The 13671-nt window shown below is 54.7% G+C and carries 11 protein-coding genes and 1 pseudogene; 3 read left to right on the top strand and 9 right to left on the bottom strand.

Going from position 1 to position 13671, the window contains the following annotated elements; genetic code table 11:
* The first annotated feature begins 38 nt into the window (after positions 1-38).
* On the top strand, positions 39-821 hold the full coding sequence (locus JHD74_RS17285; protein ID WP_024527323.1) for a class I SAM-dependent methyltransferase: 783 nt from the start codon (positions 39-41) through the stop codon (positions 819-821).
* Between the two features lie 52 nt (positions 822-873).
* Here the strand turns inward: JHD74_RS17285 and JHD74_RS17280 are convergent, their stop codons facing one another.
* On the bottom strand, positions 874-1236 hold the full coding sequence (locus JHD74_RS17280; RefSeq protein WP_024483275.1) for a YibL family ribosome-associated protein: 363 nt from the start codon (positions 1234-1236) through the stop codon (positions 874-876).
* A 67-nt stretch (positions 1237-1303) separates the two neighbouring features.
* Positions 1304-2773 (bottom strand): PLP-dependent aminotransferase family protein, encoded by a 1470-nt coding sequence (locus JHD74_RS17275; RefSeq protein WP_199063168.1) that lies wholly within the window; start codon positions 2771-2773, stop codon positions 1304-1306.
* A 138-nt stretch (positions 2774-2911) separates the two neighbouring features.
* On the opposite strand from JHD74_RS17275, the gene JHD74_RS17270 reads away from it, so the two are divergent.
* Positions 2912-3520 (top strand): LysE family translocator, encoded by a 609-nt coding sequence (locus tag JHD74_RS17270; RefSeq protein WP_024527325.1) that lies wholly within the window; start codon positions 2912-2914, stop codon positions 3518-3520.
* Here the strand turns inward: JHD74_RS17270 and JHD74_RS17265 are convergent.
* The 6 genes from JHD74_RS17265 to glyQ all read right to left on the bottom strand — a co-directional run bounded on the left by JHD74_RS17265 (position 3517) and on the right by glyQ (position 11818).
* Positions 3517-4074: an MltR family transcriptional regulator gene (locus JHD74_RS17265; protein WP_024483278.1), complete on the bottom strand. Its 558-nt coding sequence runs from the start codon at positions 4072-4074 to the stop codon at positions 3517-3519. The two genes, JHD74_RS17270 and JHD74_RS17265, sit on opposite strands and share 4 nt — an antisense overlap.
* 164 nt (positions 4075-4238) lie before the next feature.
* Positions 4239-5387: a mannitol-1-phosphate 5-dehydrogenase gene (locus tag JHD74_RS17260; RefSeq protein WP_074030860.1), complete on the bottom strand. Its 1149-nt coding sequence runs from the start codon at positions 5385-5387 to the stop codon at positions 4239-4241.
* Between the two features lie 63 nt (positions 5388-5450).
* A complete protein-coding gene (locus tag JHD74_RS17255) occupies positions 5451-7367 on the bottom strand; it encodes a PTS mannitol transporter subunit IICBA (protein WP_024527327.1) in 1917 nt (638 codons plus the stop codon).
* 547 nt (positions 7368-7914) lie between these two features.
* Entirely contained in the window at positions 7915-8634 is a 720-nt protein-coding gene (locus JHD74_RS17250; RefSeq protein WP_024527328.1) for a DUF3053 domain-containing protein, read from the bottom strand.
* Between the two features lie 197 nt (positions 8635-8831).
* Positions 8832-10901 carry a glycine--tRNA ligase subunit beta gene (gene glyS, locus JHD74_RS17245; protein ID WP_199063167.1) on the bottom strand — a complete coding sequence of 690 codons (2070 nt, stop codon included), beginning with the start codon at positions 10899-10901 and terminating at the stop codon, positions 8832-8834.
* 8 nt (positions 10902-10909) lie between these two features.
* Positions 10910-11818, bottom strand: coding sequence for a glycine--tRNA ligase subunit alpha (gene glyQ, locus JHD74_RS17240; RefSeq protein WP_024483285.1), 909 nt, complete (start codon positions 11816-11818; stop codon positions 10910-10912).
* Between the two features lie 486 nt (positions 11819-12304).
* Here glyQ and JHD74_RS17235 point away from each other — a divergent pair, with 486 nt between their 5' ends.
* The gene (locus JHD74_RS17235) at positions 12305-13009 is read left to right on the top strand and encodes an acyl-homoserine-lactone synthase (protein WP_024527332.1); all 705 of its coding nucleotides are present in this window, start codon (positions 12305-12307) and stop codon (positions 13007-13009) included.
* Here JHD74_RS17235 and JHD74_RS17230 read toward each other — a convergent pair.
* A pseudogene (locus tag JHD74_RS17230) lies at positions 12926-13597 on the bottom strand (LuxR family transcriptional regulator); the annotation flags it as partial. The gene JHD74_RS17235 and the pseudogene JHD74_RS17230 overlap by 84 nt on opposite strands.
* Between the last annotated feature and the right edge of the window lie 74 nt (positions 13598-13671).

The following is a 13671-nucleotide window of genomic DNA, read 5'->3' as shown; positions in this document are numbered from 1 at the left end:
CAGAAGACATCTATCGACCTGGATTAGGGAGCTGCGTTATGGCTACATCACCTCATTCCATTCATCACGCGGCTGCGGCTGGCTATCAGGCCAATGCGGATCGCTACGTTTTAGGCCGCCCGGATTATCCGGCGGAAATCACCGTTTGGCTGCGTGAGGTACTCGAGCTACAGCCCGGTAAGACCGTCATAGATCTGGGTGCAGGCACCGGCAAGTTCACTCCGCGTCTACTGGAGACCGGTGCCAACGTCATCGCCGTTGAACCGGTGGCGCAGATGCTGGAAAAGCTGGCGGCGGCATTCCCTCAGGTGAAAACGCTGGCAGGTACCGCCGAATCACTCCCGCTGCCGGATGAGTCTGTGGATGCCGTGGTGTGCGCGCAGTCCTTTCACTGGTTTGCCACACGTCAGGCGCTGGCGGAAATTCAGCGCGTGCTGAAACCCGGCGGCAAACTTGGCCTGGTGTGGAATATGCGCGATGCGCGGGTTGGCTGGGTACGCAAACTCAATCAGATAGTCGATCGCCACGAAGGGGATGCGCCGCGTTTTTATACCGGTGAATGGCGCAGGCTGTTTCCTTACCCGGGTTTTGCCCAGCTGCAGGAACAGGTGTTTATGCTGGGGCATAGCGGAGCGCCGGAGGATGTGATTTATAACCGTGTGCGATCCACCAGCTTTATCGCCGCGTTGCCGCAACGACAGCAGGAACAGGTGATCGAACAAATCCGCCAACTGGTGGCAGAGGAAGAGGAGCTGCGGGGGAAGGAAACGCTCACGGTGCCTTACCAGACCTGCGCGTTCTTTACGACTAAAGCCGGATAAAACAACCCGGAGAACTTCGTCAGGCTAAGACGATGTTCTCCGGGGCTGGTTATCAGAACGCTTTTTTGGCGTAGCCGGTAACCACTTTCAGGCCCATCTCGCGGCCAAGTGCGGTCATTGGGTGCACCACGATCAGGCCACGGGCGCTTTTCTTCAGCGTGCCCATATCCGCCTGCTCTTTCTTGGTGATCTCACGGCTGAATGGCAGCTGGCTCAACTTCTGCGCTTCCGCACTCAGTTTTTCCACGCGCACGTTTTTCAGGCGCTCAATCTCGGTCTTCAACTTCTCTTTTTCTTTGAGATGTTGCGCAATCAGGTCGGTGTTACCCTGCTGGATCACCACGGTGTCTTTGTGGTTCAGTGCGTCCAGCAAATCGCTCAGGCGCTTAATCTCGGCTTTTTCTTTCTCTTTCATCGTCTCTGGCCTGTTTTGTTCTATGGCGTAAAAAATATTTCGCTAGTGTAGCAAAATGCACGGCAGGTTACTCCTCACCTTGCGCAATTCCCGCAGGCAGGCCGCTCATCTCACAGGCTTTTGCCCCCACCCGCGCCAGCGCCTGGGTATAACGGGCGTTAAATGGATAGCAGCAGGAGAGGCGCAGCCCGTTATGATAACGCCCGCTTGGAGAATATAGCGTACCGGGCGTCAGACAGATCTGCTCATCCAGCAACTGATGGAACAGCGTCACCGTGTCCACCCCTGGTGGGAACTCCACCCAGAACACAAACCCACCGGCAGGCTGGGTAGCTCTTGTCCCGCACGGGAAATGGCGGGCAATCAGCGCCCTGGCCTCTTCCACCTGCGCCGCATAGCGTTTGCGCAAATTGCGCAGATGATGATCGTATCCCCCCGCCTCCAGGAACATGGCCAGCGTCTCTGACAACAAGTGCGACTCCGACATCGAAGACACCGCCTTCAGCTTGCGCAGCGCATCACTGAACCGCCCGCCGACCACCCAGCCGATGCGGAAATCCGGTGCCAGCGTTTTAGTGAAGCTGGAGCAAAACAGTACCCAGCCGTCGCTATCGAACGCCTTCACCGCCGGGCTGAGCGCGCTGCCAAATTGCAGCTCGGCATACAGCCCATCTTCGATCAGCGGCACTTGATGATCGTTCATCAAGCGTGCCAGCCGTTTTTTCGACGCCAGCGGCATGGTGCAGCCCAGCGGATTCTGTATCGTCGGCATGGCGATGACCGCATTCAGCCGTTTCTCCTGCAGCAGCAACTCCAGCGCATCCAGCGACAGGCCATGCTGCGGGTCGGTGGGGATTTCCAGCGCTTTCAACCCCAGGCTGGCGAGCAGCGGCAACAGGTAAAAATAGGTAGGCGACTCCAACCCCACGCAGTCGCCCGGCTTGGTGGTCACCCTGAGCGCCAGCTGCAAGGCTTCCATGCAACCGTGCGTCAGCGTGATGTCATTCGGCTCCAGCAACATGCCCAACGTCATCGAGCGCCGGACGATCTGTTGACGCAACCGCAGACTGCCCGGCGGCAAAGCGTATTGACCAATCAGATTAGGCTGGCGGCGTAACTGCGATGACAACATCCGCCCCAGCTTGCCACCGGGATAAAAATCCACGGTTTGCGGGCAGGCGAGCGACAAATTGGTGAAGGCCGGGTTCTGCTGGGCGGCGAAAACCGTATCGATCAGGGCCAGCACATCATCCGCCGGTTGCTCTACCCGGTTGCTGGGTGCCGACGCCGTTTTCAACGCAGGCAAGGTCGCCCGCACGTAAAAACCAGACTGTGGCCGTGCCTCGATCAGCCCCCGGTCTTCCAACTGGCGATAGGCTGCCACCACGGTATTGATGCTGACGCTGTGGCTCTGTGCGCAGCGGCGCACCGAAGGCAGGCGGCTACCGGGCGGTAAAGTGCCACGGTGGATAGCGGCAGATAATGTCTCCGCCAGTTGCAGGTAGCGGGTTTCCGGGATCTCGTCGAGCAGGGTCACAATTTCTCTCCAGGCAATGGGTACAGTTATAAATAAGCGTAACTGTAACCATGACAATAGCTTATTTCTGGTTCTGTCACCATCACCCCATAGCCCTTATGCTGATGATCACCCCCCAATCATGTATGGAAAAACCTTATGCTGGACTCTGCTTTTATCAGTTACGTGACCGTGATGTCGATTACTCCTGGCCCCAATAACCTGCTGCTCGCCTCGTCCGGCGTCAATTTCGGCCTGCGGCGTACCCTGCCGATGGTGTTTGGTATCAGCCTGGGCTGTGCAACACAGTTAGCCCTCACCACGCTATTGCTGGCGCTGATCCTTAACTGGGCCGATACCATCCGCTTTCCGCTGGCGGTAATGGGCTGTGCGTACCTGCTGTGGCTATCGTGGAAACTGTATAAGGCGGCCTCACCGGATGCAAAACAGCAGACGCGGCCAATGCACTTTATTGGCGGAGCCTTGTTCCAGGCGGTCAACCCGAAAGCCTGGCTGATGGCTATCAACGTGGCAATCCTGTTCACGCCTCATGAGGGAGCGTCGCTACATCAAACGCTTTTAACCATTGCAGGCTTCACCGCGGTGAATATCCCCTGCATCTTGATTTGGGCGTTGATGGGCGATCGGCTACGCCACGCTCTGCGTGTGACCTGGAAACTGCGGTTATTTAACGGCGTGATGGCGGGCTTAATGGCAGCAACCGCGTTATGGCTGCTGTTTGACGAATGGCGGACGCTGATGGCTTAAGGCTTTTGAGCACCGAGCGGGGAGAGCCGAGAGGGCTGTTTGGCGCCGATTTCCGCCAGCAGTTCGGTAATCGACAGCACCATGGTGGAGCGTACCATCTGCTGGTAACGCTGGTGTTGCATGGCGATCAACGATTCATCCGCCTCGCCGGGCTGTAGAAAAGTGGGAACCGGCGGCAAAGCGCTGACGCAGTGGAGCTCACCGAAGGGGCCGAGTATCTCATCATCAATAAAGCGATATTCCGAACCGTCGTGGTTCAGCTCTTCACGCATCGCCATCAGCAGTTCGGCATCTTCGTATTCGTGGCGGGAAATCACCCCCAGCCCGTACATCAGCTTCAGACGAACCGAAAGTTCACCAAGCGGCCCGGCACCGGACAACAGAGGTTCGACGGCATATTTCACCGCATAGTCATCTTTACGGAAAACCTGCACCACCAGGACGTTAAGCGCTTCTGCCAACAGCTCGACCGCTGCAATCAGAAAACTGCGCACCGTCTTGCCAGCGTTCAGCTTTTCCAGAACCTTGTTTTCGAATGCCTGTGTCTCGATCATCTTCGCTTTTCGAATCGCGTGGGTGGTGTGGTCACTCGGGCGCTCCCCGTTAACCGCAGGGAGTGAGCCCGAATGGGGGGCAAAGACGCCTTGCCCCCTCACCCTACCCCTTATCCGTGGGGAAAGGGAATGAGTTTGCTTACACTGGTTTGATATCACAGCGTTTACTGCAAGGCGTTATACACAGCAACCGCCTCTTCCACAACCTTGCTGTCGGCCGGTAAACCGGAAATTTGCGCCAGCGCGGCTTTTGGACCCAGCTTTGTCAGTAAGTCTACCAGTTCTTGTGCCTGTGGGTCCTGCTCGCTGCGGTAGCTCATGGCGGCGGCAATCCCCTTGATCAGGTTGGCGTGCGGCAAGCCGTATTCCAACGTGCCCAACAGCGGCTTGATCAGGCGATCGCCCGCACTCAGTTTGCGCAACGGCTGACGGCCTACGCGCTCTACGTCATCGTGCAGATACGGGTTTTCGAAGCGGGACAGGATTTTGTTGATATAGGCTGCATGCTTGTCGGCGTCAAAACCGTAGCGCTTGATCAGCACCGCACCGCTCTCTTCCATTGCCCCTTTGACCACCTGGCGGATGACCGGATCGAGGATCGCATCACGAATGGTCAGCAGCTTGGCGCGCTGGCCCAGGTAGGCGGTGATCGCATGGCCGGTATTGAGGGTGAACAGCTTACGCTCAACAAACGCCATCAGGTTGTCGGTCAGTTCCATGCCGGCGATGGCTGGCGGTTGACCCTTGAATTGGGTCTGATCGACGATCCACTCGCTGAAGGTTTCCACCGTCACTTCCAGCGGATCGTTGCTGCCCGCCTCGGCTGGCGGCACGATACGGTCTACAGCGGAATCGACAAAACCGATATGCTGCTCAACCCAGGCCTGTTCATCCTGTGGCAGTGCGTCGAATACGTGCTGTTTGAGCTGGCTGGTGCCACGCACCATGTTTTCACAGGCGATGATATTCAGCGGCTGAGTATTGCCTTGCTGATGGCGCAGGGTCAGGCCTTTGGCGATAGTCCCGGCGATTCTGGCGAGGATCTGCGGACCAACGGCGGTCGTGACGATATCGGCCTGGGCAATCAGGGCCACCGCCTCTTCGCTACCGCTGTTAACAGCACTGACGTTATTCACCTCTTCAACGCGCGCCTGCTCACCCACCACATGCACCTGGTAGCTTTTGCGTTGGTTCAACGCGTCCAGCACCGTCTGGTTAACGTCAGCAAAAGTCAGTTCGGCGTGCGCGTCGGCAAGCAGTTTGCCAATAAAGCCACGGCCAATATTACCGGCTCCGAAGTGTAATGCTTTCATATTCCACCCTTTCTTAAATGTAGAAAGGTGCAGCAAGCTGCACCCTTTAAAATAATTCTGTTATCAGGCCTTCTTACCGCCCAGCAAATCCAACACTTCCTGGACGCTGGTGGTATTCGCCAGCCGCTCGATGACGGTTTCATCATCCAACGCATTGGTCAGGCTGGTGATCACCTGGATATGCTCGTTGTTACGCGCCGCGATACCGATAACCAGGCGTGCAACTTCATCCTCTTCGTCACCGAAACGTACGCCCTGCGGATACTGGCAGAACACTACGCCGGTGCGCAGTACGCGGTCTTTGGCTTCAATGGTGCCATGCGGCACGGCAATGGATTCGCCCAGATAGGTAGAGGTCAGTTTTTCACGTTCCAACATGGCCGGAACATATTCTGGCTCGACATAGCCGCCCTTCACCAGTTGCTCACCGGCAAAGCGAATGGCCTGCTCTTTATCAATGGCCTGCAAGCCGAGGAACACGTTGCTTTCACCCAGTTTGAACAGGTTCTGTTCGCTGGCGTCAAAGCTGTCATCCAGGGTGGAGATAACCTTCTGCTCGGTTTCGCTGGTCTTGTTAGCGGCCACCAGACGGGCGGTCAAATCACTGTACAGATGGCTGTCCAGGAAGTTGGTCAGCGAGATGTGCTGGGCCTGCGGCGCATGGCGCATCGCACGCTCGGTCAGATCGCGGTGAGTGATCACCAGATCCACATCTTCCGGCAGGCTGTTGATCGCGCTATTGGTTACGGAGATATTCTTCAGCCCCGCGTCCGCCACTTTCTTGCGCAGCACGCCGGCACCCATGGCGCTGGAGCCCATACCCGCATCGCAAGCTACGATGATTTTACGCACGGTGCTCAGATCGCCGTCTACCGCTGCGTTTACCGCGGCACCACCTTTAGACTGGGCTTTCATGTCCTGGATACGGCGGGTCGCCTCTTCCAGATCGTCTTCCTCTTTCACTTTTGAGGTTTTCAACAGGAAAGATGAGACCACGAAGGAGACCAGGAACGCCGCAAATACCGCCGCCAGGTTGGCGAAGTAGGCACCTTTTGGCGTCATTGCCAGCACTGCCAGAATAGAACCAGGGGAAGCAGGAGATACCAGACCGCCGTTCAGCAGAGTCAGGGTGAATACACCGGTCATACCGCCCAGAATAACCGCCAGGATCAGGCGAGGATTCATCAGCACGTATGGGAAGTAGATTTCGTGGATACCACCCAAGAAGTGGATGATCGCCGCACCGCCAGCAGACTGCTTGGCACTGCCACGGCCGAAGAACATATAGGCCATCAGCACGCCCAAACCTGGGCCTGGGTTGGCTTCGATCAGGAAGAAGATCGATTTACCGGTTTCCGTCGCCTGCTGGATACCCAGCGGTGAGAAGATGCCGTGGTTGATGGCGTTGTTCAGGAACAGGATTTTCGCCGGTTCAACGAAGATCGAGGTCAATGGCAGCAGGTTGTTGACCACCATGATATGCACGCCAGCCGCCAGCACTTTGGATATCGCTTCGACCAATGGCCCGATACCCATAAAGGCCAGGATTGCCAACAGCATACCGATGATGCCAGCGGAGAAGTTGTTGACCAACATCTCGAAGCCGCTCTTGATCTTGCCGTCGACCCAACGGTCAAAATGCTTGATCGCCCAGCCGCCCAACGGGCCTGCAATCATGGAGCCCAGGAACATCGGCATGTCTGCACCGACGATCACGCCCATGGTGGTGATGGCACCGACCACGCCGCCACGCTCACCGCCCACCAGTTTACCGCCGGTATAACCGATCAGCAGTGGCAGCAGGTAGGTGATCATTGGCCCAACCAGCTTGGCTAACGTCTCGTTTGGCAGCCAGCCGGTAGGAATGAATAGCGCAGTGATGATACCCCAGGCGATGAATGCGCCAATGTTGGGCATCACCATATTACTCAGGAAACGGCCAAAGTTTTGCACTTTAACCTTGATGTCTGGTGAAAACATAAACACACCCCTATTGTTACGCGCTGACAATAAGAGCGCGCGATAATTGTTGTAACGTTCTAGCCCTGTTGATGCTGTTTGCGAAACGGACTCTACCACGCTCTTTTTACTACGCGAACTTCACGGAATTTTTGTGATCGCCATCACTAACATTGCCCCTATACCCCGGTGAATTTAGTGACATTCATCACATTTATCCGGTGTAAAAAAAATACAACGAGAAGATATACCGGCAAAATGCGACAAAAACGTGAATTTAATCACACTTTCATCTCTGCTGTTTGTTTTTGAAATGTGACAAACATCACAATTTATTTTACATCCGACCATCGTGCCGTGGCCTGAAATGGCATCTTCCCTGTGGGCATCCACACCGTCGGGAAATAACCATGACGTGGATGAAAGAAAACTACATTAAGAGATGTGATGAATAAGTGAAGTGTAGTACAGAAAATACGTGGGGGAGGGAGGGGCAAGGAGTTGGAAAAAAGCGGAATAATGTATGTGGTACCAAACGCTGGCCCACATACATTGTTTAGAACGAAGGTTACTGCATTACCGCCTGCACGGTTTTCTGTGCGTTCAGCAAGTCCTGCTGTTTGGCCACCAGATTGGACATCATGGTGTTGTACTGCGTCGCCTGCTGTTGGGTACGGAACTGCACGCCGCCGTTGTTGAAGCTGACCTGATTGCCCTGTGCCTGTAGGAAATCCCCTACCTGTACCAGATCCTGGACAAAACCGGCGGTGGTTGGGATCGCTGGCATCAGCGCATTGGCCGGTGCAGTAACGATCTTGTCATACACCTGGTTGTATACCGCTTTCAAATCGTCCGGCTGTTTCAGCGCCGCACGAGCGGTATCTGCCTGCGCCTTGGCAGTCTGGATCTGCTGGCCCAGCAGGTTTAACGCGCCAATTGACTGTTGCAGGCTATCGCGCTTGCTCATGTAGTCCTGCGCGGTGCGGATCTGATTAACCTGCTCCAGCGCTGGGGTCAGGCTGGCGTCCACCGACTTCGTCAACTGCTGGGAAAAACCCACCAGAATGGCGTAATCGCCGGTATAAGCACCGAATTTCTGTTTCTGATCTTCGCTCAACGTCGGGATATGTACGCCACTGCGCATGACCGTATTCTGTAAGTAATCAACGAATGCCTTGCGCTGCTCCGGCTCTTTATCGCCGCAGGCGGTCAGTTGCATAACCACCAACAATGCCAACACCGGTGCCAGCCAACGCGCGAAACTTCTGCTCTGGATCCCTACAGCCATGTGACATAACTCCTGTTATAAACGTGTCTTTTATCAGATTCCATGCCGTCTGCCGCCCTCCGTGCGTCTAAAGAATAGATCAACTGCCAGCGATACGAAATGTGATTATGCGAGGTACTCAGAATAACCTATCGTTTCGCTGCCGCCATCAGAGATGAAAAAGCGCCCGCAGGCGCTTTTTCTTGGGCTTTACACCATTATTGCAGCACGGAGATATCCGCGACCTGCAGGAACAGCTCACGCAGCTTGCTCAGCAACGTCAGGCGGTTCACGCGCACCGCTTCATCTTCTGCCATCACCATCACGCTGTCGAAGAACGCATCCACGGTTTCACGCAGTGCGGCCAGTTCTACCAGCGCTTCCTGGTAGCGGCCTTCGGCGAAGAACGGTTGCAGCTTATCGCGCAGCACCACCAAGTGGGTTGCCAACTTCAGCTCGGCCGGTTCTTTCAATACCGAAGCGTGGACCTGGTCCAGCAGCGTATCGTTGGATTTGGCCAGGATATTGGAAACGCGCTTGTTGGCCGCCGCCAATGCCGCTGCTGCTTCCAGCGTACGGAAATGCGTCACCGCTTTTACCCGCGCATCGAAGTCGGCTGGCTTGGTTGGACGACGTGCCAATACGGCCTGGATGGTATCCACCGCATGGCCTTCTTCCTGATACCAGGCGCGGAAACGGCCCAGCATAAAGTCGACAACCTCGTCCACCACCTTGGCGTTGGTCAGCTTGTCACCATACAGGCGGACAGCTTCTTCGGTCAGGGTTTGCAGATCCAGCGGCAGGTTTTTCTCAACGATAATACGCAGCACGCCCAGCGCAGCACGGCGCAGTGCGAACGGGTCTTTATCACCTTTTGGATGTTGCCCGATGCCGAAGATCCCGGCCAGAGTGTCCATCTTGTCGGCAATCGCCAACGAGCAGGCCACCAACGATTGCGGCAGTTCATCACCGGCAAAGCGTGGCTGGTACTGTTCGTTCAACGCCACTGCCACGTCTTCGGCTTCACCGTCGTGGCGCGCATAGTGCATGCCCATGACGCCTTGGGTGTCGGTGAATTCGAACACCATGTTGGTCATCAGATCGCACTTAGACAGTAGCCCCGCACGCGTAGCGTGGTTGACATCAGCCCCGATCTGGCCGGCGATCCAGCCCGCCATGGCCTGAATACGGTCGGTCTTGGCGCGCAGGGTGCCCAGTTGCTGTTGGAACAGCACGGTTTCCAGACGCGGCAGGTTGTCTTCCAGACGTTGCTTGCGGTCGGTATTGAAGAAGAATTCGGCATCTGCCAGACGTGGGCGCACCACCTTCTCGTTACCGGAGATGATTTGCTGCGGATCTTTCGACTCGATATTGGCGACGAAGATAAAGTTTGGCAGCAGTTTGCCCGCGGCGTCATACACCGGGAAATACTTCTGATCGCCCTTCATGGTGTACACCAGCGCTTCCGCAGGCACCGCCAGGAATTTCTCTTCGAACTTGGCGGTCAGCACCACTGGCCATTCGACCAACGAGGTAACCTCTTCCAGCAGGCTCTCGCTCAGATCGGCTTTACCGCCAATCTGTTGTGCAGCCAACTCGGCATCGCGCTTGATCAACGCTTTACGGGTTTGATAATCCGCCACCACTTTGCCGCGCTCCAACAGGATCTGCGGGTATTGATCGGCGTTATCGATGGTGAATTCGGCTTCACCCATAAAGCGGTGGCCGCGAATAGTGCGGGCTGAGTCGATACCCAGCACGGTACCAGGGATCAGTTCTGCACCCAGCAGCATGGTCACGGTATGCACAGGGCGGACGAACTGGGTTTCTTTATCGCCCCAGCGCATCAGTTTCGGGATTGGCAGTTTGGACAGCGCGGTGCTCACCATACCGGCCAGCAGTTGCTGGGCAGATTGGCCTGGCACATGGGCGCGATACAGCAGCCATTCGCCTTTATCGGTCACCAGGCGCTCGGCCTGATCGACGGTAATACCACAGCCACGCGCCCAACCTTCGGCCGCTTTGCTCGGTTTGCCTTCGGCATCGAACGCCTGAGCAATGGCTGGACCACGTTTTTCAACTTCACGATCGGCCTGCGCAGCACTCAAATCCGCCACTTTCAACGCCAGGCGGCGCGGAGCGGCAAACCACTTCACTTCGCCATGTTCCAGGCCAGCGTTGTCCAGCTCAGCGGTAAAGTTGGCAGCAAAGGCTTCTGCCAGTGAGCGAAGAGCCTTCGGCGGCAGCTCTTCCGTGCCGATTTCCACCAGGAAAGTCTGTTGTGTCATAGCTGCCTCTACTTCTTGTTACACATTGGGAAGCCCAGCGCTTCGCGGGAAGCGTAGTAGGCCTCGGCAACGGCTTTGGTCAGCGTGCGAATACGCAGAATATAGCGCTGACGCTCGGTAACCGAGATCGCCTTGCGTGCATCCAACAGGTTGAAAGTATGAGCAGCCTTGAGGATACGTTCATAAGCCGGCAGCGGCAGCGGTTTCTCCAATGCCAGCAGCGTTTGCGCTTCCTTCTCATACTGCTCGAAGCAGGAGAACAGGAAATCGACATCGGCGTATTCGAAGTTATAGGTGGACTGCTCCACTTCGTTCTGATGGAACACGTCGCCGTAGGTGGTAACGCCCAACGGGCCGTTGCTCCACACCAGATCGTAGACGCTGTCCACGCCCTGGATATACATCGCCAGGCGTTCCAGACCGTAGGTGATCTCACCGGTGACCGGTTTGCACTCCATACCGCCAACCTGCTGGAAATAGGTAAACTGCGTGACTTCCATGCCGTTTAACCACACTTCCCAACCCAGACCCCAGGCGCCGAGCGTCGGGTTTTCCCAGTTGTCTTCCACAAAGCGGATATCGTGGATGGTCGGATCCAGACCCAGTTCCTTCAAGGAACCCAGGTAGAGTTCCTGAATGTTTTCTGGCGATGGCTTAATCACCACCTGGAATTGGTAGTAATGCTGCAGGCGGTTCGGGTTTTCCCCGTAACGGCCGTCGGTTGGGCGGCGTGAAGGTTGCACATAGGCGGTGGCCATTGGCTCCGGGCCCAGTGCACGCAGGCAGGTCATCGGGTGGGATGTCCCCGCGCCAACTTCCATGTCCAGCGGTTGCACGATGGTGCAGCCCTGGCGCGCCCAATAGTCCTGTAGTGTCAGGATCAGACCCTGAAAGGTCTTGGTATCAAACTTTTGCATGTTGATTTCGCACGCGATACAAGTGGATTTAACAGAATGGGTCAGTATACCCGTTGACCGTAAGATATACAGCCAGAATCCCGCAGCAAGTGTCAATCTTCGTGAAAAAAGCGCGCTTCGCGGCCAGTTAGGAAGAGATCGGGTTGATAGCCTGCCTAAATGGCTGTGGCGAATAGTACAACAGGTGGGAGTCATGCAGAACGCCGAAACGCCGTAAATCCGTCCGTGGAGCTCGCAATCGCGCATCCATAAGCCCAACGGTTGCTAACCTGCATGCCTCTCCACCTGCCTCAGGCTTCGGGTATAGTGGTATTAAACACCGTTATTCCAGACCAAATGCTTATAACCCTTACCTGAAATCATGATGATTTTCCAGCCAGGCATTATTCATTGCTTCTTGAATTGGCTCTGATACGATCGTCCGCAGAGCAAAGATAATGGCATCATGTAAAGTAAAGTTTAAAAATTTATTAGGGAAAGATGAAAATGATAGAGTTCTTTGATGTGGATTATAATTTATTGCCAGATAATAGATCCAATGAATTATTCTCCCTCAGAAAGACCACCTTTAAAGATCGCCTAAATTGGATTGTAAACTGCGAAAGAAATATGGAGTTTGATGCTTACGATAATAAAAACACCACCTATCTATTTGGTGTTTATCAGGGGCTGATCGTCTGTAGCCTGCGGTTTATAGAAACCCAATACCCAACGATGATCATCGACACGTTCAAACCTTATTTCCCTAAGTTAAACCTGCCCGATGGCAACTTTATCGAAGCCAGCCGTTTATTCATTGATAAGTCGCGGATACAAGAACTACAGTTACGGCAATACCCGATTAGCTCAATGCTGTTCTTGTCGATGATTAACTACGCACGAAATCGTGGCTATGAAGGTATCTATGCGATTGTCAGCCATCCGATGATGATCATTTTCCAACGCTCTGGCTGGCAGATTTCCATTGTTGAAACCGGTCTGTCGGAAAAGAAACAGAATATTTATCTGATTTATATGCCGGTAGATAGCCATAATCAGCAAATCATGACCGACCGCATCAATCAGAAATCACCAGGCCGTAACGCTGCCTTAAACAACTGGCCACTGTCATTCCCGATCGGGAAGCACCGGTCTGATGAGCTTCAGCTCGACGCCAAGCCTGATGGCATGCTTGGCGTTGGTAACGCCTAATTTTTTGACCACGTTGCCAATATGATATTTTACTGTGGTGAGCTTGATCCCTAAGATAAGCGCGATTTCCTGATAGGATTTCCCCATGCTTGCCCAGTAAAGGATCTCATTTTCGCGTTTGGAGAACAGCTCTTTTTGGCTGACCTTGTCAAAATCACTGGTGTTATTTAACTCGTGATACAGCGCGGTTAATTTATCGTGGGCGGTGATCAGCAGCATCTGCAGCTTATGTTGGTTTTCTTTGATCGACTCTTCGATATTTTCATCACAGGAGTCATCCATGATCAATGATAGTACCACTAAGTTATTATTGTGATCGTGAAGTACTAACGTATAGCCATTGATGACATTATAGTTTTTGGCCATATCAAAAATCTTGGGCAACTTTAACCCGGATCGGATCACGATATTCTCATCCCAGGAAAAAGGGGTTACCCGGTGGGAAGCGGTAATGAGGACCGGATCGATAAATTGATAGTTATTGGCGGTATAAAATTCAAACCATTCTGTTCTGTTGGAAATTATGGCAAAATCGGCAGGATTGCGTTTGCTCATAATCGCATAGGCGTACTTTATGTTGCTATACCTGTCTCTTATACACATCTAAAAAGGGGGGGGGGGGGGGGGGGGGGGGGGGGGGGGGGGGGGGGGGGGGGGGGGGG

It is taken from the genome of Serratia sp. ASV30 (assembly GCF_016428815.1).
Lineage (GTDB): Bacteria > Pseudomonadota > Gammaproteobacteria > Enterobacterales > Enterobacteriaceae > Chania > Chania fonticola_C.
The sequence above is the reverse complement of the archived record's forward strand: the minus strand, read 5'-3'. Positions and strand labels throughout refer to the sequence as shown.

What these genes read in the sequence shown, in the direction of transcription:
- JHD74_RS17285 (WP_024527323.1), top strand. Translation starts at nt 39, where the DNA reads ATGGCTACATCACCTCATTCCATTCATCACGCGGCTGCGGCTGGCTAT.
- JHD74_RS17280 (WP_024483275.1), bottom strand. Translation starts at nt 1,236, where the DNA reads ATGAAAGAGAAAGAAAAAGCCGAGATTAAGCGCCTGAGCGATTTGCTG.
- JHD74_RS17270 (WP_024527325.1), top strand. Translation starts at nt 2,912, where the DNA reads ATGCTGGACTCTGCTTTTATCAGTTACGTGACCGTGATGTCGATTACT.
- JHD74_RS17265 (WP_024483278.1), bottom strand. Translation starts at nt 4,074, where the DNA reads ATGATCGAGACACAGGCATTCGAAAACAAGGTTCTGGAAAAGCTGAAC.
- JHD74_RS17260 (WP_074030860.1), bottom strand. Translation starts at nt 5,387, where the DNA reads ATGAAAGCATTACACTTCGGAGCCGGTAATATTGGCCGTGGCTTTATT.
- JHD74_RS17255 (WP_024527327.1), bottom strand. Translation starts at nt 7,367, where the DNA reads ATGTTTTCACCAGACATCAAGGTTAAAGTGCAAAACTTTGGCCGTTTC.
- JHD74_RS17250 (WP_024527328.1), bottom strand. Translation starts at nt 8,634, where the DNA reads ATGGCTGTAGGGATCCAGAGCAGAAGTTTCGCGCGTTGGCTGGCACCG.
- glyS (WP_199063167.1), bottom strand. Translation starts at nt 10,901, where the DNA reads ATGACACAACAGACTTTCCTGGTGGAAATCGGCACGGAAGAGCTGCCG.
- glyQ (WP_024483285.1), bottom strand. Translation starts at nt 11,818, where the DNA reads ATGCAAAAGTTTGATACCAAGACCTTTCAGGGTCTGATCCTGACACTA.
- JHD74_RS17235 (WP_024527332.1), top strand. Translation starts at nt 12,305, where the DNA reads ATGATAGAGTTCTTTGATGTGGATTATAATTTATTGCCAGATAATAGA.